Raw genomic sequence first — 19,663 nt, forward strand, 5'->3', positions numbered from 1 at the left:
GCCCCCGCCCGTCCGGGCGTCCGGCATTTCCAGATGTTCAGACAAAATGGAAGCCGGGTCGGCCTCAGGCCGCGATGGGCTCACGCCGCGATGCGCCGGGCGCTCTGCCATTCGACCAGCTCGGCGCGGCGCATCGGGCTGGCGACACCGGCTCCCTGGAACAGGCCGCAGCCCGAGCTCCGGGCCATGACGTGCTGGTCCTCGCTCTCGATCCCGTCCGCTACGATGTCGAGATCCAGGGCCATTCCGACACTGGCGAGCGCCGCGACGAGGACGTCGTCGGCGTGGCTCTGGCCAAGCCTTGCGATATAGCTGCGGTCGAGCTTGACGATCTGCACCGCATGGCTGCGCAGATAACCGAAGCCGCAGAAGCCCGTGCCGAAATTATCGAGGGCGATCTTCAGTCCGAGGTCGCGCAGGGCACCCAGCCGCCGCAACATGTCGGGCGTGGCGCTTACCGCGACAGTTTCGGGCAGTTCCAGCACCAGCCGTTCCGCCGCGATCCCGGTCTCGGCGAGGGCTGCCGTGATCATCTCGACGACATCGTCGCGCTTCAGCTGGTTGAGCGAGAGATTGAGCCAGATGGGCAGGTTTTCGAAGTCGCGCGCGTCGGCCAGCGCCTGGCGAAACATCCATTTGCCCAGAAGATCGATGAGCAGCGACCGCTCGGCGACGGGGATGAACTCGGCCGGCGCGATGTCGCCCCGCACCGGGTGCCGCCAGCGCAGCAGCGCCTCGCAGCCCCTGAGGTCTCCGGTACCGTCGACGATGGGCTGGTAGACGAGGTGCAGTTCGTCAAGCAGGATGGCGGCCCGCAGTTCGCGCTCGATAAACCGCTGCTGCTTCTGCCCGCGCAGGAAATTTTCGTCGAACAGGCAGGCCTGATTGCGCCCGGCGCGCTTGCTCTCGTAGAGGGCGAGGTCGGCATATTCCATCAGTTCGGTGAAGAACGGGCTGTGGGTCGGGGTGAGGGCGATGCCCACGGAGGCCGAGAGGCTCATCGGCCGGCCGTCGAAGAATTCGGTGCGGCGCAGGTTTTCCAGGCACCGACGGCTGGCCGTCTCGGCCTCCTCCGGCCCGCTGACCGCCGCGAATACGCCGAACTCGTCGCCGCCCAGCCGCCCGACGATGGCACCGGGAAAGCTGCGCCGGATGACCTTGACGAGGTGGCGCAGGGCGAAGTCGCCGGTGGTGTGGCCGAGGCTGTCGTTCAGCGCCTTCAGATAGTCCATGTCGAAGGCGAGGAAGGCGTGCGTCCGGTGCGGACCGATCCGCTGGATCTCCTCGCTGCAGACCGAGAGGAAGGCGCGACGGGTCAGCGCCCCGGTGATCTCGTCCTCGGTCATCTCCGCAGCGCGCTGGCTGCCGAGGCGCGCCACGTCGGACACCAGCCGAAGCACCTGCCGGTGCAGCCGCATCAGCACCAGCAGAGCGAGCCCGGCAGCGCCGAAGGCCAGAAAGGGACGAATGCCGGTGCCGGCGGAGCTCGCCATGTCGGCCGCGGCCAGGGCGATACTGGCCAGCAGACACAGCATCGCCAGGCGATAGCTGAGGCCGATGACCTGCCGTGGAGTCCTGCCGAATGCGTTCACGCCCATAGCCCCCTCGTGCGCCAACCCTGGCAGCTTCTGGCCTCCAGTTCCTAACAATCCCTTAATTTTACCAGGGCAGGCGATGCTTTTCCCCCGGGAGCGCACGCGGTGCTTCTGGTGGCCGCACGGCGTCGCTCCAAGGGGGTCCATGGCAGCGATTCCGGCGGCCGGCGGCCATGTGAACGGGGAATGAACGGCGCCTTCCCCCGCCGTTCAGGGACGCGGGGGCAGAGTGAGCTCGTATCGCCGAACCAAGGTCGGCTCGGCCGCTTTTCGCAACCGGCAGAACAATGGAGAAAAACAGATGCTGTTGAAACTTGCTCGCGTGGTGCTGGCCACCGCCTGTCTGGCCGGGCTCGGTCTGGGCATGGGCCAGGCCTCCGCCGCGCCTTCGGGATCGCCGGCCGTCGCCGCGTCGTCCGCGCCGACGGTGCTCCTGGCACAGCGCTACGAGCGCCGGGGCTGCGATGCGCGCCAGGCGCTGCGCAAGGCCTATCGTCTGGGCCTGAACCGTCCGGTAATCGTGCGCGACAACCGCCGCGCCGTCGTGGTCGACGGCCGCAAGCGCGGCCGTCTGGTGACCATCCGCTTCGCCCAGGAGCGCGGGTGCCCGGTCCTTCGGGTCCGCTGACGGCTGCAGCGGGCGGCGGGCTTTTTGCCCAGCCGCCCGCTCTCTCTTCCCGGCCCGCAATAGGGCCTCCCCTCCGGCTGACCCTTCCGGCTCCGCGCGGATCACCACCCACGCGGACCGGTCGACGCGAACCGGGCGCATTTGCCTCCCTGCCGACGGCGCGCCGTCGCCGGCGCGCAAGGCAGCCCGGCCCGACGATGGCTCTCGACGCCTCTCGGGATCGGACCGCCGCAGAATGAGCGCTCAGCCGCCGGTGAGATCGAAGACCATGGTCACCGTGGTCCGCAACGTGCTCTCGCCCGCTTCCACCGGAACGCTCTTGTCCATCGGCGCGGCGGCGAGCGCCATGCGCTCCATCGCCATGGGACGGGGCGGCGCGGCATCGTCGCCGGCCGCAATCGAGACGACCGGACCGAGTTCGACGCCGGACGCTTCCGCCAGCGTCTTCGCCGTCGCCATGGCGTCGGCCACGGCCTCGCGGCGGGCCTCGGTGCGGACGGGCGCCGGATCGGACAGGACGAAAGCAATATCGCCGCCCTGGTTGATACCGAGGCTGACCGCCTTGTCAAGCAAGGCCCCGACGGCCGCGATGTCGCGGATGCGAACCGACAGCGTGTTGCGCACCTCGTAACCGGTCAGGATGGGGGGAGCCTGGGTGCCGTCGGTCCGGTTTTCGTAGCGATACTGTGGCGCGATGGAAAAGCCCGAGGTGCGCAGGTCGCGGTCTTCGATCGACAGCGCTTTCATCGCGGCGACGACATCGGCCATGGCGGCATTGGCCTCGTCGAGCGCGGCCCGCGCCGTCTCGCCGACGCGCAGCACGGTGAGATCGGTCACCGCGATGTCGGGCTTGGCACTGGCTTCGCCGATGCCGGTGACGACGATCTGGCGCGGCGGCCGCGCCTCCTCGGCCGCCGCCGAGGCGAGGGAAAGGCACAGCATCGAGGCGGAAAGAAAAGCGGCGCGGATCAGCATGAAGATTCTCCAAAAAGGGCCGCCTGATCTCTCACGCGATTGTGGCCAAGAGGAGAATTGGCCGCCGCGGTTCCTTCTCCCCACCGCTTTCTCGCCCCCCGCCCCACCCGCCGCTTGAGACGCCCCGTGGTTTCCGCTACCTGTTTCGACCGGCGGGCCTGTAGCTCAATTGGTTAGAGCCGGCGGCTCATAACCGCTTGGTTGGGGGTTCGAGTCCCTCCGGGCCTACCAAAAACGCCGTAAGTATCTGCAGTCGCTTATAAATCGTCACCATTCGGGCTCGACAGAGACCTCAGTGCATAACAAAATGCATAACATGGATGACGATTCGATGCCCCTGCCCAACCATGTCACCTGCCGCGATGGCGTCTATCAGTACGTTCGGCGCGTGCCGGACGACGTCGCAGACTCCTTCGCGAAAAGCCGGATCCAGCTTTCGTTGAAGACGAGACTTCCTAGCGAGGCGCGCCTGCGTGCCACCAAGCTCGATGAAGATCTCGAACGGCAATTTGCTGACGCTCGTCGAGGGAAGGGCATATCCTTCGAGATCATACCCACGGCAGGATGGACCTGGAACGACTGGAGCAAGGTTGTCTCCTGGCTGAAGGCTCATTGGCTTCACGAAGACCGAGTCGCAAGGCTCGGCAACATCAAGGGTGCTCACTTTTCTCCCGACTACCGCGGAAGAGCAGCATGGCTGCCGGATAAGAGACTGCGAGAACAGCTCGACCTGCGGGAGCTACTTTCGAACACGGACGTCCCGGGATATGCGGCCGAACGAGGCGCGTTCCTCGCTCGCGGTCTCAGCAAGATCAGCGTCTTGCCTCCAAGCGCGGACCCTTATCGAACCGAGTTCATGGCGGCCTGCCTCGAAGCCGAAATCGAGTCTCTCGAGGTCGTCTTCAAACGAGAGGGTGGGGAACAGATCGACCATCCTCACCCCGACACGATCAAGGGTCCCTGGGCCACTTCCAGGGTCGTGCCGACATCAAGGTCACCATCGCCGTCGCCAGCCGCCACGGACGTCGCCGCAAAAGCGGTCGTTGCGGCGAAAGCGATCGAGGCCGACGGATGCACGCAGACGCTTGGCGACTGCATCGACGAATGGATCAAGGAGCGTATCCGGCTTCGAAAGAAGGTCGACAGCCATCTCGTTAACGACATGCGCACCACGATCGTCTGGTTCACGAAATTCACGAAGGTTTCGGTCGTGACGGAAGTGCGTCGGCGGCACATCATCGCCTTCCGCGATCATCTTTTCGACAAAGGTTCTTACAAGGCTGCGACCATCAACAAGAAGGTCGGCTATCTCACCACCATGATGTCGCTGTCCGCCGGCAAAGGCTGGGTCGAGAGCGCCATCGAGGGCGGCATCTACATCGAAATCCCCAGCGATGAGGACAAGCGGGACTCATACTCGCCGGACGAGCTTGCGACCCTTTTCGCAAGCCCGACCTTCACTCTCGGCAAACGGTCGGCGGCCGTGAAGGCCGGCGGTGATCTGCAGTTCTGGCTGCCGCTCATCTCGTGCTGTCACGGGCTGATCTCGTCGGAAATCCTGCAACTCGGCCCGGACACGATCGTCAAGCATCCTGACTCCGATGTCTGGTGCTTTCGCGTGACGAACGCCGGCGGCCGGAGCATCAAGGCCTTCTCGCGAGAGCGCTACGTCCCGATCCGGGCGGAACTGATCGATATCGGCCTGCTGGCCGAAGCTGAGAAAGCCCGGCGAAAAGGGTGGTCGACGATCTGGGAAGCCATGGAGCAGCCGGGTCGAACAGTCTCGAATGTCTCGACCTATTTTTCGGCCTACTGGAGTGCTTTTGCGCTAAAGCAACTCGGTGAGGCGCCGGTTAAAAAGTCACTTTACTCTTTCCGCCACTCTTTCAAAGACGAACTCGATCGGATGAAAGTTTCCCTTGAGATAAAGCAGGCACTTTTGGGGCATTCCGACATCGGGACGACGGGACGATACGGAACTAAGAGTCGCCCTCGCCACGTAGACATCGCGAAGCTGAAGAACACGATCGACTCGTTGGAGTGGAATTTCTTGTCCGACGTAAAGCGACCTCAGATAGATGGCTGGGGAACCTGGATCCCCAGCCAGACGAAAGCTAAGTCTTAGTAAACACTTTTGGTTTCAGCTTTTGCCGTCACATTGGGCATCAGTTTTGTGCCATGGTTGGGGCCAACGTCGACGATGGTGAGTTTGGGAAAAGACCGGACCACTCGATGGAAATGATTTCCGGGTGGGGCGATCTCACAGCATCGCCGCTGAAAAGGGGTCTGACTCATGGGACAAGAAAAGACGTTGCAGCCAGCGCTTTCACGCTGGCTCCAACGAAACCTCTGAGGGCTAGACGGAAAGCACCCTCGGCAGCCAGAGCGCGATGTCCGGGAAGGCCACCAGAAGGGCGATGAAGACGAACATGATCGCCACGAACGGCAGCGCGCCGATGATCACGTCACGCACATCGCCTTTGTCGCGCGTACCCTGGACAACGAAGAGATTCATGCCGACGGGTGGGGTCAACAGAGCCACCTCCATGAGCACCATCATCAGGATGCCGAACCAGACCGTATCGATCCCAGCCATGCGCAGGGCCGGGACGATCAGGGGCACGGTGGCGATCAGCATCGACAGCGATTCCAGGAACATGCCCAGCACTAGATAGAAGACGATGGCGGTGATGATCAGGCCTGTGGGTGACAGCCCGGACGCGGTGAAGAGGTTCGTCACGACCTGCGACAGCCCGATGGCGCTGAGGACGAAGTTGAGCAGGAACGCGGCGATGACGATGAGCGTCAGCATGGCGGTGGTAATGACCGTCGCCTCGCCGGCGGCCACGATCATCCGCCAGGACAGGCTGCGCCGCCATGCCGACAGGAGGATGGCCATGACCACGCCGAGGGCGGCCGATTCCGTCGGTGTCGCGATCCCCGCATAGATCGCACCGATCACGGCAACGACGATGATCAGCGGCGGGATGAGATCGGGCAGGACCGCGATACGCATGCGCCAGGTCGAGACGACAGGGGTCCCGCCCCAGGCCGGACGCCACCAGCAGGCGATCACCACGGTGAGCATGAAGAGGGCCGCAAGCAGCAGCCCCGGAATGATGCCGGCGAGGTAGAGCTGCGGGATCGAGGTCTCAGTGAGGACGCCGTAGAGGATGAGCGGAATCGAGGGCGGGATCAGGATCCCGAGGGTACCTCCGGCGGCAATGGTGCCGAGGAACAGCCGCTCATTGTAGCCATAGCGGCCGATCAAGGGATTGGCGACCTTGCCGAGGGTCGCCGCGCAGGCGACGCTCGAACCGCTCATCGCGGCAAATACGGTCGAAAAGCCGAGATTGGCGTGCATCAGCCCGCCCGGCAGGCGCGACAGGTACAGCGAGATGGCGTGGTACATCTTCTCGCTGATGCCGCTGCGCAGGAGGATTTCGCCCAAGAGAATGTAAAGCGGGATCGCGAATAGGGTGAATTCGCTCGACGCGCTCCACGATAGTTCGCCAAACACCGACCACAGCGACATCGGGGAGAACACCGTGCCGAGAATGAGCGCCAGCAGCACCAGAGTCACCGCGACCGGAATGCCGATCGCCAGCAACGCCAGCAAGAGGCCGAGCGAGGTGCCGATCATCGGGAAACCCCGCTGCCCAGCGGGCCAAGCGCGGCGGTCTGCTCCTCGACCTCTTCCTCAATCGAGCGCGGGCCAATGAGACCGTGCGCCGCGCTGTTGTCGCGGCGCAATACGGCCGCGCAGCCGGCCAACGCCACCGCCGCAGAAACAAGAGTCAGGAAGACCAGCCCGGCGAACCACAGGCCCTGGGGAATGACCATCGGCACCGCCAGCGGCGACATGGAATGCGAGCCGAGCGAAGCGGTGCGGCTGAAGGTCGACCAGGCGACGTAGGTCAGGAGGGCGCTGGCGACAAAGAAGGCGAGGATGGCGATGACGTCGGCCAGCCGGCCGAGGCGCCGCGGCAGCAACAATTGCAGCGTGTCGATGCGCACATGGGCGCGGGCGAGGAGGGCCGAGGAGGCCCCCCACGCTGTGATGATCGCGAGCACATAGCCCGAGATTTCGCCGATGCCGCCGGACAGGAGCGTCGTGTTGAGCGTGCTCCTGACCAGAATGTCGACCGTGATTAGAACCGCCATGGCGAGCACGGCTAGCCCGCAGACGCGGGTCGCAAAGACCGCCACCGGCGCCAGCAGCGCCAGTGGCTTCAGGGAGGCGGTGTGCGTGCTCATCCCGGCGCCGGTCAGATCTGCTCGAGGGGAATCTGGATATCGACGACCTTGCCGACGGTGTCGTTCCACTCCTGGGCGCATTCCTTGCCGCAGCGCTTGGCCCATTCCAGCACGATCTTGTCGCGCGCGATCGTCTTGATGGTCTCCTTGTCGGCGTCGGAAACGGGAACGAGGGTCATTGCGGCCTTCTTGCCGAGGGTGCACGGATCCTGACCGGTGTTGCAGTTGACGCCTTCGTCATGCGCCTGCTCGCCGATGGCCCACAGCCGCGTGTCAAGGTCCTTGAACTGCTCTTCAAGGAAAGTCCGCACTTCCGGGGCGAAGCCGTTCCAGGAGGCGAGATTGGCCGACTGGTAGGAGATGCTCCAGTTGACGGGCAAGGGGAACATGTACTTCGAAACCTCGGCCCAGCCGCTGGTGTTGCCGCTCATGCTGCCGGTGATGGCGCAGTCGAAGACGCCCCGCTGAAGGCTCGGCACGACGTCCGCGAACGGCGTCGTGACAGGCGTGCCGCCGAGCGCGACGATCATGTCGCCCATGGTGCGGCTGTTCACGCGGACCTTCTTGCCCGAAATGTCCGACAGGCCGGCGATCTCGTCGCGGCACCAGAACACCAGACCCTGATTGGGCGACAGGCCGAGCAGTTTGGTGTTGAACTTCGTCTCCAGGACCCGGGCGACGACCGGCAGCCAGGCGTCGCAGGCCTTGTGTACGGTGGCGATGTCGGGCGAGACGCCGGTCAGGTCGCAACCCTCGAAGATTGGATCGTCACCGGCGAGCTTGACGATGTCGGTCGAGGCGAAATCTGCGATGCCCGCCTCGGACAGGCGGATCATCTGCTGCTCCTTGATGCCCATCACGTCGTAGTTGTTGTACTCGACAGTGATCTTGCCATCCGAGCGAGCGGGAATGTCCTGCGTCCAGAACGGCTTTTCGACGCGCTGCACCTGAACGCCGGAGCTGAAATTGCCAATGACACGCAGATTGGTCTCCGGCAACGGATCGGCATGGGCGGCGCCTGCCGCCAGCGCGGCCAGAGTGAGGGCGGCGAGTCTCGCGCGTCCGGTCTTGGCGAATGTGATCTTCATTGTCTCTCTCCCATTGTTGTTTTTTGGCGTCGTCGTCTCTCAGGCCGGACGCCTCCCAGCAAAAGCCTGATCGAGGATTTTCCGCACTACGTCGTGCGTGACGGGTGCGGGATTGAGGCCGTTGTCGGTCTCAACCGTGATACGCGCGGCTCGGTCAAGCTCGCCGGGGCTAAAGTCGATGGCGGCCAGGCTCGTCGGCAGGCCCGTCTCCGACAGAAGGTCGAAGATCGCTCCGCCGAGTTCCTTGGCACCGATCGCTTCAGCGATCATCGTCACTTCCGGCGCGAAGCGGCCGTTGTAGGCCGCCACATGCGGCAGCACGAGCGCATGCGACAGGCCGTGCTCGATCCCGTAGGAGCCGCCCAGGGTGTGGGCGAGGCCGTGCTGAAGCGCGAAGCCGCCCGTCAGCGCGGCACCTGCGAGGTAGGCCCCATACAGAAGTTCCGACCGGGCCGCAGGGTCGGAGGGAGACCGCAGCACGCGGCGCAGGCCGCTCATCACCGCTCCGGCACCGAGGATGGCCGACTGCTTGATCACGGGGCTCGCGGTCGCAACATAGACGGCGTCGACGCAGTGCGCCAAGGCATTCATCGCGCTGGCGGCGCTGACGCGCGTTGGCAGGCCTAGCGACAGCTCGGCGTCGTAGACGACCGTCGCGGCGAGCATGTCGAGGCTGGTATGCATCCGCTTGATGCCGTCGATCGTGATACCGCAGAATCCGGTCATCTCGGAGCCGGAATAGGTAGTGGGAACGGCGATGATCGGCAGCGCCAGCTCGAGGGCGATCGCCTTGCCGAGACCGACCGATGCGCCGCCGCCAATGGAGACGATGCAGTCCGCCCCGAGCTCGCGGACGGCAAGACGTGCCCTCTGCGCCAGCTCGATGGGCACCTGCGATACCGCCTCTGCCAGGACGCCGACACAGGAAGGCCCGATTTCCGTAGCGATGGCCCTTGCCATCTCAGCGCGGCCCGGCGTCGAGACGATGACGGCACGCCGGCAACCCAGCCGGTCGATCTCCGCACCGATCCGCTTGCGCGTGCCGAGGCCGAACACGATGCGCGGCGGCGTCGCGTTGTAGACGCCGCCGGGCAGTTCGAAGGAAAGGGGCGCGGGACCCGTCATCTCAGTCATGCCTGCCGCTCCTACCAGTCGACCACGGTGCCATCGGCAAGGACGGCCCCCAGCGTGTGCATGACCTCGGGCTTGAACGGATGCTTGGCCGCCTCCTTCTCGTTGATCTCGACACCGAGCCCCGGCGTGTAGGGCACCTGCCAGGCGCTGCCGACCCGGCGCATCGGCGTCGACACGACGTCGTCGTACCAGGGGACAGCCCCGGACATCTCTTCCTGGATGACGAAGTTCGGCGTCGAGATGTCGAAGTGAAGCGCGGCGGCACCGGCAAGCGGCCCGTTGGGATTGTGCGGGGCGACGCCCATGAAGGCCTGCTCGGCCGCCGCGGCGATGCGCTTGCCCTCGAGGATGCCGCCGGTATGGTTGAGGTCGGGCTGGATGATGTTCAGCGCCTTCTGCTGGAACAAAGGCTCGAATTCCTTGAAGCCGACGAGGCGCTCGCCGGAGGCAATCGGACAGCCCGCCCGTTCCGAGACCATCCGCAGCGCTTCGGTGTCGCCGGGCTGGACCGGCTCCTCGCAGAACATAGGCCGGTAGGGAATGAGTTCCTCGATATATTGAAGCGCCGCCGAGACGGAGGCCGGCCGGCCGTGGAAGTCGATCATGATGTCAACGCCCTCGCCTACCGCGTCGCGCAGGGTCTCCATCATCCGCCCGACATGGCGGCGCGAGGGAATGTCGACGGTGTAGTGCGAATAGGGGATGAACACGACCTTCAGGGCGTCGTAGCCCATCTCCACCACCTGAAGCGCCTTGTCGCGCAGCGCGCTCGGGTCGAAGGTCTCGTAGACCGACTTCATGTCGCCGAGGCCAAGATGGGTGTAGACGCGCACCTCGTCGCGCACCTTGCCGCCGATCAGGCGCCAGACCGGCAGGTTGACGCTCTTCCCGAAGATGTCCCACAGCGCGTGCTCGATGCCGCTGACCGCCGTCGCGCCGATGATGCCGAGACGATAGTACGAATGCTTGTTGAGGGTGCGCAGGATCTGTTCGATGTCGCGAGGATCCTTGCCCAGAAGCAGAGGTTCGAGATCCTCGACCGCGCCCGTGACGGCGCGGGTCTTCCAGTTGAGGCTGGCCTCGCCCCAGCCGACCAGACCGTCCTGGTCCGTCTCGACCTTGACGAAGATCCAGTTGCGCATCTCGGCATTGACCACGAGGGTCTTGACCGCAGTGATGCGGATGGTGTCAGCGAACATGGTCAAACCTTTATGCATGAAGAGTGGCGGCCGCGGGCCGCACGAGGTTGAGGAGCGGCTCGCCGCGGAGCAGCCGGCCGAGATTGGCCGCGATGAAGCCGTAGCGACGGGCCGGAAGCTCGCTCGTCCAGGCGGAGGAATGAGGTGTGCAGACCGCGTTGGGCAGTGCCGAGAAGTCGAACTGCGACGGCGCCACCTGATCGTCGGCGCCGAGCGGATAGCGGTACCAGACATCCAGCACGGCCCCGCCGATACGGTTTTCGGCGAGCGCCTCATAAAGCGCGTCCTGCTCGACCAATTCGGCGCGCGACACATTCACGAGGACGGCCGATGGCTTCATTGCGGCGAGTTCGTCCCTGCCGATCATACCGCGCGTGGAGGGTAGAAGCGGACAGGTGACAATGCAGTAGTCCGCCTCGGCCAAGAGGATTCCGAGCTGGTCGGGGCGCACGATCCGGTCGGCGAGGCCATCACCGGGATCGAGCACGTCGAGGGCGACGATGCGCAGACCGAAAGCCTTGGCCCGCGTCGCGATCGCCCGGCCGATCCGGCCAAAGCCGACAATGCCCATCGTCTTGCCGAACAGTTCGCCGTGCGGGACACGGTTGCGGTAGGTATCGGACCAGAGCGCCGGCGACATGCTGGCGCGTAGCGCATCGAGACGGATCTCCCAGTTCAGCAGCGACCCGAGCACGAATTCGGCGATCGGAATCTCATGCTCGAAGACGTTGCAGACGGCGGTTTCCGGTGCCAGCGCCTCGAAATCGATGCCGTCGAGACCGGCGCCCGGCACGTGCAGGAGACGAAAGCTCGGCGCCTTCTCGCGGCGCAGCCGCAGCGAGATGACTGCGTCGTCGCTTGCGATCGCAGCGTCCCAAGCGGGATCGCTGGCGGCTTCGCGCGGCAGGCAGATGATCTCCTGCGTCGGGCCCAGCGCCGCCTCCAGCCGCCCCCGATGATTGCCGGCTTCGCCGATCATGACGATTTTCATAGCTGCTCCTCCCGCCTCAGGAGGCCGCCGCATCACCGCAAAGTCCAATTATTTATCTTGATCTTTTAATCAGGATTTCGAATTACTGGGGCATGGACCGCCGTCGTCTCACCAGTTTCGTGGCCGTTGCCGAAGAGCTGCATTTCAACCGTGCGGCCGTGCGCTGTCACATCAGCCAATCGGCTCTCAGCCAGCAGCTCGCGCAGTTGGAAGAAGGCCTCGGCGTGCAGTTGTTGAGCCGAACCAAGCGGCACGTCTCCCTCACCCGCGCCGGCGAGGTCTTTCTGCACGAAGCGCGCAAGATCCTGCGCTCCATGGACGGCGCGGCCGTGATGGCCAAGCAGGCGGAGGCGGGAATGATCGGCCGCCTGCGAATAGGGACGACGACACCGGCCCTCTTCATCGCGCTACCGGAACTGGTACGTGCCTTCCGAGTGAAGGCGCCAAGGGTGTCTGTGTCGGTCCATCCGATGACAACGGCCGAACAGGAGATCGCCCTGCACCGGGGAGATATCGACGTCGGCATCGTCCACACGCCCATCGAGGACAAGACGCTGGCTTGCCGAGAGATGATGACCATGCCGTTCGACGTGGTGCTCTCCAGCGAGAACCCCCTCGCCGGAGTTTCTCGCCTGCGCCTCAAGGATCTGGCGGGCGAAAACTTCATCCTCTTTCCCCGACAGATCGGGCCGCAACTCTATGACAGCGTGATCGGGCTCTGCCTTCAGGAGGGCTTCAGCCCGCGGACCATCGTCGAGGCGACGCCGGCGCAAGCCATCGTCGGACTTGCCGCTTGCAATGTCGGCGTCGGGTTCGTCGCATCGCGGCTCCAGCATTTCCAGCGACCGCTGGTGGCCTATCGCCGCCTGGAAGGACCAGCGCCCTTCTTCACAATGGGTATCGCCCATCTTCCTCAAGGAGTGACGACGACGGTCGAAGAATTCGTAGCCCTGGCCACGACATAAAACCTCCGCCAATCGATTTCTTTGAGTTTCGCATACGCCGGTGACAAGGTGCTTAGCTCCGCGCCGGTAGGCGACTGCGCCTGCAAAGCCGAGGAAGAGAAGATTTCGTCCCGGTACGAAAGTGTTCGGCAGGCCATTGGCCTGCATCGCAATCTCGGAGGTCTTGGTTAGCGCCGTATCGCTTATCTGGCCGAGGACGCCCATGTCGATGAGGTGATCCTTGCCAATCTTCGTGCCCCACCTTTCTGGAAATTCGCGGCGCAGTCTGTCTAGTATGCGCGGACGGACATCCAACCGTAACGTTAGGGTCATCTTCTAAAATGGGGTTTAAAGCCAACCGAAGACGACAAGCGCTATTCGTCCGATTTGCCCCCACATTTCGCAACCGCGTCGTACATGGTGCCGCCACCCAGCCGAATTTGCCGCCATCTAGTACTTCTTCAACCAAGCTTAGCAAAGGTTCTGCGCGATGACCTTCTTCCAAATCAGAGTCGGCCGTGCATTCTTTGCCGCGCACGCTGTCGCATACGATCCTCATTTTCTTCCGCGGTAAGTGCCCTGAGGTCGCCGGAGTATGTTCGTGCCTACGTGAAAGCTCAGAAGAACGACGACCGGGATGCCAAGGCGATTGCGGAAGCTGCGACTCGCCCGGCGATGCACTTCGTCGATCTGAAGAGTGACGAGAAGTTCGATATGCAGACGCTGCACCGGACTAAACACCTAGGGACACAAAATCAATTTCTAGACGAAAATCATCAATCCACCGCTTTTTTATTGAACTAAAAGGCGAAATGGGCCGTAGTCTTTCGTTTTGATCAGCTTCCAATGAACACACTATAAATGGATTAGATGACAGCCACGTTCCACGCCCTTGGCCACGGCTCCGACGCCGGTCTCTACTACGTCAACGACGGACGACGCGAAGCTCATCCGCGCAGCCGCGACGAATACTATGTGGGCGACGGCGGCGGCATCTGGTGGTCGAGCGGCGAGACCATTGTTGCTCACGGCGCGCCGATCGTGAAGGCGTCATTTCGCGACCTTTGTGCTGGGAGGAGTCCTGCAACAGGCGCTTCGCTTGTTCGTGGTGCCGGAGAGACCCACCGTGCCGGCTGGGACCTCACCTTCTCCGCACCCAAAGCATTGTCGGTGCTGTGGGCGATGGGCAGCGAGGCTGAGCGCGCCGATTTCGAAGGCGTTCATAATCAGGCCGTCGATGCAGCCCTCGCGTTTGTCCAGCGACAACAACTCCTCGAGGTCCGCCTCGGTGCCGGCGGAACGATCCGGGAGCAGCCGAGCGATCTCATCATCGGTAGATTTCAGCATTACACGTCGCGGGCGGGTGATCCTCAGTTGCACACCCACTGCGTCATAATGAACGTCGCGGGCAGCGCCGACGGAAAACATCGCACGTTGGAGCCCGATACAGCTTTTCGGTGGACCCTCGCGATCGGCGCGGCTTATCGAGCGGAATTGTCTCGGCACCTGGTCGAGCGCGGCTTTCGCTTACGACAAGCTGGGAAGGATCAGGTTGAGATCGCCGGTATCGACGAGGCGATACTAGAAACGTTCTCCGAACGCAGCCGTCAGATCGAAGAGCTTGTCGGCGATCGACGAACGGCGACCGGCGCGCAAAAGCAGATCGCCGCATTGGCGACACGAGCGGCCAAGGCCGAGGTCCCGACCGGCGCCACTCTCGAAGCACGCTGGTGCGATGACTTCGCCGGACGCGAGCCGTGCATTCGAGAGAGCGTGCGTGAGGCCGGGCGAGCGTTGCAACCGTCCGTCGTCCCTCCGGCCGACGTCGACAGGATATTGCTCCGGCTAGACCCGGTGCCGGTCTTTGGTGACGGCCCGGTCGCCGTTGCGGCCTCGAGGCTCCTCAACCATGAGAGCGTGATCACACGACGAGCCCTAACACAGGGCGCGATGGTCGAGGCAAGTCTCCGAGGCCTCGGCATCGATGCGGTGGAAGCCGATCTCCAAGCGCATCAGGAGCAGAAGGACCTTCTGATTCTCCGCGATGGACGCGAGGCGCTTTGGACGACGCTCTACATCGCCGAGGCCGAAGCGGCCATGAGGAAGGCCGCGGCTCGTCCTGACGAACGTCTCTACTTGTCATCGGAAGCGCTCGACGCGGCCCTCGTGGCGGCACCGCATTTGACCGAGGAGCAACGGACTGCCGTAGCCGACGTTGCAGATCGTGACGGGGTGTCGCTTGTCGAGGCCGGAGCTGGAACGGGGAAGACCACGATCGCCCGGGTGATTAAGGACGCCGCTGAGCGCTCCGGGCTTCGCGTCATCGCGCTTGCGCCGACCTACGTCGCTGCCGATGAGCTTAGTACTTCAACCGGCGTTCCAGCGCAGGTTGTCGCGAAGTTCCGGGCGGCCAGCCGACGGCAGCAAACCGACGATGCGTTCAAGCTCGACGCGAAGACTGTGATCCTTCTCGACGAAGCCGGCATGCTGGGCACGCTCGACATGTCGGCCGTGCTCGTTGCGGCCAAGAAAGCGGGAGCCAAGATCATCGCCTTCGGCGATCGACGTCAGCTCGCATCCGTCGCTCAGGGGAGCGCGCTATCCGCCGTTTCCGACCAGTTGTCGCGGGTCGCGACCTTGAAGGCCATCAGGCGTCAGAGCGAAGCCTGGCAGCGCACCGCCTCGGTGAAGATGTTCGAAGGCGATATTGCGGGAGCGCTGGACGATTATTGGCGGAAAGGCGCTGTCCGCTTTGCGGACAACGCCTGCCAAGCCATCGATCAGACAATCGCGACGTGGGCGAAAATGCGCGCCGAGCACGACGAAGTGGCGATGATCACGCGGACTAATAGAGATGTCTCGGTCCTGAATGCGGCAGCCCGACAGTCACTCAGGCAAGAGGGCGCCTTGCCGACCGCAGAGGTGCAACTGCCGACGATCGACCGGGACGGCAAACGCATGCAGCTCGCTTTGTCGGTCGGCGACAAGATCCGGTTCCGTGAGAACATCTCGCGGCTCGCAATCCGCAACGGCACAAGAGCGGTGGTCACCGGCCTTGCTGTGGGAGAGGGCGGTGATGCCGTGGTGACGCTGCGGCTGGGTGACGGAAGTACCCTGACATCGCCCTGGATGGCCCTCACCAATCCGCGCCCGCCAAGGGCAAAGACGGATCCGATCCCCCGCGTCGTGCATGCCTATGCCGGGACGACCTATGCGGTGCAGGGCCGGACCGTCGACGCCGCTGTGTTCCACATCGGCTCGCGCACCGACGCACGCGAGGCGTACGTGGCCATGACGCGCCATCGCCACGACGCGGCTGTGATCGTCGACGGGAGCCGGTTGGTCAAAGCCTTCGAGCAGGACTTCGATGTTGCCGCTGACGAGGCCCGCGCATTGAGTGACGTGGCCGAGCGATCGGACCCACGACTGCTCGCCCTCCAAGACGAAGCAACTCGCCTCGACGAGAAGGCCAACGTGTATTCGGTCATGGCGTTGCCTGCCGAGCCAAGCCGAACACGGGACCGCGGCCTCGAGTGGTGATCGCCGGCTCAGTGAAGTTCAGGTTCGAGAAGCCGCCTAGGGAGCGTCCCCATAGGCGAGCTTCCCTTGGGAATCGTTGGCTGATTCAATCTCTCTCGCGAGGGAGGTTGCGATGCGTCGTCACGAATTGAGCGATGAGGAGTGGTCAATCATTGCACGGCTTCTGCCGAACAACAGCCGCGGGGTCGCCCGCGTCGACGATCGTCGGGTGATCAACGGGATCCTCTGGCGGTTCCGGACCGGATCGTCCTGGCGGGATGTTCCCGAGCGGTACGGGCCGCGAACGACGCTCTACAACCGCTTCAGCCGGTGGCGGGGCGCCGGTGTTTGGGACCGCCTGCTGGAAGGCGTATCAAAGGCCTATGACGGCGGCATCGTTATGATCGACAGTTCCTGCGTCCGCGTCCACCAGCACGGTGCCGGCGCTAAAAAGGGGGCTCTGCCGATCCTTGCATGGGACGCTCCCGTGGCGGCCTGACGACAAAGATCCATGCCCTCGTCGATGCCGAGGGCCGTCCGTTGCGGATCGAACTCACGGCCGGACAAGACGGCGACGCGCCGATCGCAACCAGATTGCTCGAAGCGGTGGTGTCGGGCACCACCGTACTTGCCGACAAGGCCTACGACACCGACGGCATCCGTGCCTTTCTCACCGACCGCGGTGCCTGGCCCAACATCCCACCGCGCTCGACACGCAAAGCCACCTTCAGCTTTTCACGCTGGGTCTACCGGCAACGCAACCTGATCGAGCGCTTCTTCTATCGCCTCAAGCAGATGCGAGGAATTGCAACCCGTTACGATCGACGCGCCGATAACTTTCTCGCTGCTATCAAGCTCGCAGCCGTCCGTATCTGGATCAACGCGAAATGAGTCCGCTCCTAGTGGCCGCCGGTCATCTTTCACCAAGCTTACTGGGCTAATCATCGCTGAACCCCAGGCGTCGGCAATTGCCGTCGACCCGCATTTCGGGCGTGATTGGGATGAACGCTGCAAGGGGTCCTTCGAAGATGATCCGGTTTTTGATGATCGGCATTCCGCTCCTCGTCGGCTTCATGGCGATCGGTTTACCGTTTTGCGAGGCAGTCGTGCATGGTTTCGACACCGACGCCTGGCCGCCCGAGACGGTGCTTCCGACGACATGGTTCGCGCATTTCGTCGGCTCGAACGTCCTCGAGATCTCGCGCACCTTCCATCGGTTGGCGACCTCGACCCATCCCGCCTTTGCAAATGGCGGCGCTTGGGTGTTCTGGTCCCTTCTTCCGGCTTGGCTGGTTGTCGCCGTCCTCCTAGCCAGCCCGAAGATCGACCGTCCATGGCGGGATCCGGCGACGATTTTCGGCGGCGCCCGCTTTGCCAATCCGGCCGAGATCGCCGGCATGAAGAATGGCATCGAGATCGGTCACGCCGATGATCCCGACCAGATCGTCCGTGTTGAAGTCGAAGGCAATCTCCTCTCGATCGCGCCGCCGCGGAGCGGTAAGACATCCGGGCTCATCATCAACAACCTTTTGGCGCAGGATGACAACCTGTCCTGGAACGGATCTGCTATCGTGATCGATCCGAAGGGCGAGGTCTACAAAGCGGTTCGCAAACGCCGCGCTCATTTCGGGCGAGAGATCTTCGTGCTGGATATGCGCCAGGGCAGCAAAAAGTCTTCGCAATGGAATCCGCTTGCTTCGGCTGACACTAATGACGTCTTGGGTCTTATGCGGGTCGCGCGGGCGTTGATACCCGAGATGTCCGGCGAAAGCCTCTACTTCCGGGAACGTGCGGTCTCGCTGCTCGCCGGAGTCATCGCCGCTGCCGTTCACGAAGCCAAAACGGAGGGGCGCAGGGCATCTCCCGCTGACGTCGAGCGTCTTCTCAACGACGAAGAGGCGACGCTGGCTCTCGTGGCAGGACAAGACGTTCCTCTCCTGCGTTCGCTTGCTCGGGACCTAACACTTGACGAGCGCATTCGCGGCTCGATCATCTCCACCGCCAAGCTGGGGACGCAGTGGCTACTTGACCCTTACTTGCGAGCACTGACCGAGGAATCGACATTGAACCTCGAGGCGGTCGCGCGTGGTCAGGCCGACCTCTTTGTCATCGTGCCGACCGAGCACTTCGAGACCATCTCACCCGTGCTGCGATGGCTGTTGTCCGACCTCTTCACCGCGGTCCGGCGCCTGCGAAAGCCAGACGATCGCCGGATCCTCCTCCTCATCGACGAAGCGGCAAGCTTGGGAGGTTTTTCTCAGCTGCCGGTGGCGCTCGGCGAATTGCCCGGGCTTGGACTGTCCATCTGGACATTTTGGCAAAGCCGTTCGCAAATCGTGAAAGCTTATGGCGAGGCCGGCGCAGATCTGTTTGGGACAACGGCGGAGTTTTCGACGTTCTCTGATGTCGGAGGACTGGACACCGGTTCGCCTGAGTTCTTTTCCAAGCTCCTCGGCGATATCACCGTCGATGTTCCGGGAACGAGCGAGCAAAAGGCGGAGGGGAAATCGAGCTTCACGAGCAGCACAGGCAAACAGGCAACGCGGCTCGTTCCTCCCGGCGATATGAGCCAGTTCACAGACGACCGATTGATTCTCATTCCCAATAGTCGTCGTTATGCACGTCGACCCGTCTGCTTGGACAAGATCCGATACTTCGAGGAGTCGAGGTTCAAGGGCCTTGCAACGTTCATCAAGCCTGCCGGGCGAAAAGGATGATCAACATGCAATAGGACGCGCTTACTATCGAAGGACGAACAACTCGGTTCGGTAACCCTGGCTTGCGACCCAATACCGTCCTTCGATCATTCCCGGCCGACTAGCCGCTTGGTCCTGGATGACGACGGTTCCTTCAGGCAACAAGATAAGTCTTGTTGAACCATCGCTCAGCCGGACATAGTAGGATGTCGAAGACGGGAGCTTGAAGAAGCGCTCCGGCGTGCGGAGAACGGCCAGGACCAGTGCCGTGCCCAAGACCACGACAGCAATCCCGGTCGTCCAGATCCCGAAAGATGGACGACGGCGACGGGATCCCCTGACGAGGCCCAGCCGGGTTTTGATGGCACCGGTCTTCGACTGACGGCGGCCTGTCCGGTCCGCGATCCAATGGCGCAGATCGGCAGCGTCCGCCTTGGTCAGGTCGGCATCGGGTCCAAGGCGCGCAAGCCGACCGATCGGCATTTGCTTGAGCAGCGCAAGCTTCTTCGCGCTGACAGCAGCCAAGCTCGCCTCCGCTAGGGCCGCCGTCTTCTTCGCTTCGTCGACACGCGAGCCGACGTTGTCGCCGTTTCGTTCCAGTGGTCGGGCAACTGGCTGAGGCGGTTGGTCGGTCATG

General features: G+C 63.5%; 15 protein-coding genes, 1 tRNA gene and 2 pseudogenes. 8 read left to right on the forward strand and 10 right to left on the reverse strand.

Annotated elements, in window-relative coordinates; all coding sequences use genetic code 11:
• Positions 1 to 80: 80 nt before the first annotated feature.
• Positions 81 to 1,598 carry a putative bifunctional diguanylate cyclase/phosphodiesterase gene (locus IEX88_RS23920; RefSeq protein WP_188855005.1) on the reverse strand — a complete coding sequence of 506 codons (1,518 nt, stop codon included), beginning with the start codon at positions 1,596 to 1,598 and terminating at the stop codon, positions 81 to 83.
• 298 nt (positions 1,599 to 1,896) lie between these two features.
• On the opposite strand from IEX88_RS23920, the gene IEX88_RS23925 reads away from it, so the two are divergent.
• Positions 1,897 to 2,223, forward strand: coding sequence for a hypothetical protein (locus IEX88_RS23925; protein WP_188855006.1), 327 nt, complete (start codon positions 1,897 to 1,899; stop codon positions 2,221 to 2,223).
• A 243-nt stretch (positions 2,224 to 2,466) separates the two neighbouring features.
• Here IEX88_RS23925 and IEX88_RS23930 read toward each other — a convergent pair whose 3' ends face one another.
• The gene (locus tag IEX88_RS23930) at positions 2,467 to 3,198 is read right to left on the reverse strand and encodes an SIMPL domain-containing protein (protein ID WP_188855007.1); all 732 of its coding nucleotides are present in this window, start codon (positions 3,196 to 3,198) and stop codon (positions 2,467 to 2,469) included.
• A gap of 154 nt (positions 3,199 to 3,352) precedes the next feature.
• On the opposite strand from IEX88_RS23930, the gene IEX88_RS23935 reads away from it, so the two are divergent.
• A tRNA-Ile gene (locus IEX88_RS23935) sits at positions 3,353 to 3,429 on the forward strand.
• 85 nt (positions 3,430 to 3,514) lie between these two features.
• On the forward strand, positions 3,515 to 5,323 hold the full coding sequence (locus IEX88_RS23940) for a DUF6538 domain-containing protein (RefSeq protein WP_188855008.1): 1,809 nt from the start codon (positions 3,515 to 3,517) through the stop codon (positions 5,321 to 5,323).
• A gap of 231 nt (positions 5,324 to 5,554) precedes the next feature.
• Here IEX88_RS23940 and IEX88_RS23945 read toward each other — a convergent pair whose 3' ends face one another.
• From IEX88_RS23945 to IEX88_RS23970, 6 genes are read right to left on the reverse strand one after another with little or no spacing between them, the layout of a single operon-like run.
• Complete coding sequence (locus tag IEX88_RS23945; protein WP_188855009.1) at positions 5,555 to 6,841, reverse strand: TRAP transporter large permease; 1,287 nt, start codon at positions 6,839 to 6,841, stop codon at positions 5,555 to 5,557.
• Positions 6,838 to 7,455, reverse strand: coding sequence for a TRAP transporter small permease subunit (locus IEX88_RS23950; protein ID WP_188855010.1), 618 nt, complete (start codon positions 7,453 to 7,455; stop codon positions 6,838 to 6,840). Before IEX88_RS23950 ends, IEX88_RS23945 begins: the two co-directional genes overlap by 4 nt.
• A gap of 11 nt (positions 7,456 to 7,466) precedes the next feature.
• Complete coding sequence (locus IEX88_RS23955) at positions 7,467 to 8,543, reverse strand: TRAP transporter substrate-binding protein (RefSeq protein WP_188855011.1); 1,077 nt, start codon at positions 8,541 to 8,543, stop codon at positions 7,467 to 7,469.
• A gap of 39 nt (positions 8,544 to 8,582) precedes the next feature.
• On the reverse strand, positions 8,583 to 9,677 hold the full coding sequence (locus IEX88_RS23960) for a maleylacetate reductase (RefSeq protein ID WP_188855012.1): 1,095 nt from the start codon (positions 9,675 to 9,677) through the stop codon (positions 8,583 to 8,585).
• Positions 9,678 to 9,688: 11 nt separating this feature from the next.
• Positions 9,689 to 10,876 (reverse strand): enolase C-terminal domain-like protein, encoded by a 1,188-nt coding sequence (locus IEX88_RS23965; RefSeq protein ID WP_244640470.1) that lies wholly within the window; start codon positions 10,874 to 10,876, stop codon positions 9,689 to 9,691.
• 10 nt (positions 10,877 to 10,886) lie between these two features.
• Positions 10,887 to 11,867 (reverse strand): 2-hydroxyacid dehydrogenase, encoded by a 981-nt coding sequence (locus tag IEX88_RS23970; protein ID WP_188855013.1) that lies wholly within the window; start codon positions 11,865 to 11,867, stop codon positions 10,887 to 10,889.
• Between the two features lie 92 nt (positions 11,868 to 11,959).
• Here IEX88_RS23970 and IEX88_RS23975 point away from each other — a divergent pair, with 92 nt between their 5' ends.
• Complete coding sequence (locus IEX88_RS23975; RefSeq protein WP_188855014.1) at positions 11,960 to 12,832, forward strand: LysR family transcriptional regulator; 873 nt, start codon at positions 11,960 to 11,962, stop codon at positions 12,830 to 12,832.
• 33 nt (positions 12,833 to 12,865) lie between these two features.
• On the opposite strand, the pseudogene IEX88_RS23980 reads toward IEX88_RS23975, so the two are convergent.
• Positions 12,866 to 13,144 (reverse strand): annotated as a pseudogene (locus IEX88_RS23980) (7-cyano-7-deazaguanine synthase); the annotation flags it as partial.
• Between the two features lie 246 nt (positions 13,145 to 13,390).
• Here IEX88_RS23980 and IEX88_RS23985 point away from each other — a divergent pair.
• The 4 genes and pseudogenes from IEX88_RS23985 to IEX88_RS24000 form a co-directional block, all read left to right on the forward strand.
• Positions 13,391 to 13,549, forward strand: a pseudogene (locus IEX88_RS23985) (IS110 family transposase); the annotation flags it as partial.
• A 132-nt stretch (positions 13,550 to 13,681) separates the two neighbouring features.
• Positions 13,682 to 16,351 carry a MobF family relaxase gene (gene mobF, locus IEX88_RS23990; protein WP_188855015.1) on the forward strand — a complete coding sequence of 890 codons (2,670 nt, stop codon included), beginning with the start codon at positions 13,682 to 13,684 and terminating at the stop codon, positions 16,349 to 16,351.
• A gap of 112 nt (positions 16,352 to 16,463) precedes the next feature.
• A protein-coding gene (locus IEX88_RS23995; RefSeq protein ID WP_373289659.1) for an IS5 family transposase occupies positions 16,464 to 17,221 on the forward strand; the annotation gives its coding sequence in 2 pieces (ribosomal slippage) (positions 16,464 to 16,785 and positions 16,785 to 17,221; 759 coding nt in all).
• Between the two features lie 137 nt (positions 17,222 to 17,358).
• Positions 17,359 to 19,047, forward strand: coding sequence for a type IV secretory system conjugative DNA transfer family protein (locus tag IEX88_RS24000; protein ID WP_188855017.1), 1,689 nt, complete (start codon positions 17,359 to 17,361; stop codon positions 19,045 to 19,047).
• Between the two features lie 24 nt (positions 19,048 to 19,071).
• Here IEX88_RS24000 and IEX88_RS24005 read toward each other — a convergent pair whose 3' ends face one another.
• The gene (locus IEX88_RS24005) at positions 19,072 to 19,662 is read right to left on the reverse strand and encodes a hypothetical protein (protein WP_188855018.1); all 591 of its coding nucleotides are present in this window, start codon (positions 19,660 to 19,662) and stop codon (positions 19,072 to 19,074) included.
• Between the last annotated feature and the right edge of the window lies 1 nt (position 19,663).

Origin of the sequence: Aureimonas glaciei (genome assembly GCF_014643375.1) — a bacterium.
GTDB classification, from domain to species: Bacteria; Pseudomonadota; Alphaproteobacteria; order Rhizobiales; family Rhizobiaceae; genus Plantimonas; species Plantimonas glaciei.

Coding starts and splice junctions, on each gene's coding strand:
- IEX88_RS23920 (WP_188855005.1), bottom strand. CDS start 1,598: ATGGGCGTGAACGCATTCGGCAGGACTCCACGGCAGGTCATCGGCCTC.
- IEX88_RS23925 (WP_188855006.1), top strand. CDS start 1,897: ATGCTGTTGAAACTTGCTCGCGTGGTGCTGGCCACCGCCTGTCTGGCC.
- IEX88_RS23930 (WP_188855007.1), bottom strand. CDS start 3,198: ATGCTGATCCGCGCCGCTTTTCTTTCCGCCTCGATGCTGTGCCTTTCC.
- IEX88_RS23940 (WP_188855008.1), top strand. CDS start 3,515: ATGGATGACGATTCGATGCCCCTGCCCAACCATGTCACCTGCCGCGAT.
- IEX88_RS23945 (WP_188855009.1), bottom strand. CDS start 6,841: ATGATCGGCACCTCGCTCGGCCTCTTGCTGGCGTTGCTGGCGATCGGC.
- IEX88_RS23950 (WP_188855010.1), bottom strand. CDS start 7,455: ATGAGCACGCACACCGCCTCCCTGAAGCCACTGGCGCTGCTGGCGCCG.
- IEX88_RS23955 (WP_188855011.1), bottom strand. CDS start 8,543: ATGAAGATCACATTCGCCAAGACCGGACGCGCGAGACTCGCCGCCCTC.
- IEX88_RS23960 (WP_188855012.1), bottom strand. CDS start 9,677: ATGACTGAGATGACGGGTCCCGCGCCCCTTTCCTTCGAACTGCCCGGC.
- IEX88_RS23965 (WP_244640470.1), bottom strand. CDS start 10,876: ATGTTCGCTGACACCATCCGCATCACTGCGGTCAAGACCCTCGTGGTC.
- IEX88_RS23970 (WP_188855013.1), bottom strand. CDS start 11,867: ATGAAAATCGTCATGATCGGCGAAGCCGGCAATCATCGGGGGCGGCTG.
- IEX88_RS23975 (WP_188855014.1), top strand. CDS start 11,960: ATGGACCGCCGTCGTCTCACCAGTTTCGTGGCCGTTGCCGAAGAGCTG.
- mobF (WP_188855015.1), top strand. CDS start 13,682: ATGACAGCCACGTTCCACGCCCTTGGCCACGGCTCCGACGCCGGTCTC.
- IEX88_RS24000 (WP_188855017.1), top strand. CDS start 17,359: ATGATCCGGTTTTTGATGATCGGCATTCCGCTCCTCGTCGGCTTCATG.
- IEX88_RS24005 (WP_188855018.1), bottom strand. CDS start 19,662: ATGACCGACCAACCGCCTCAGCCAGTTGCCCGACCACTGGAACGAAAC.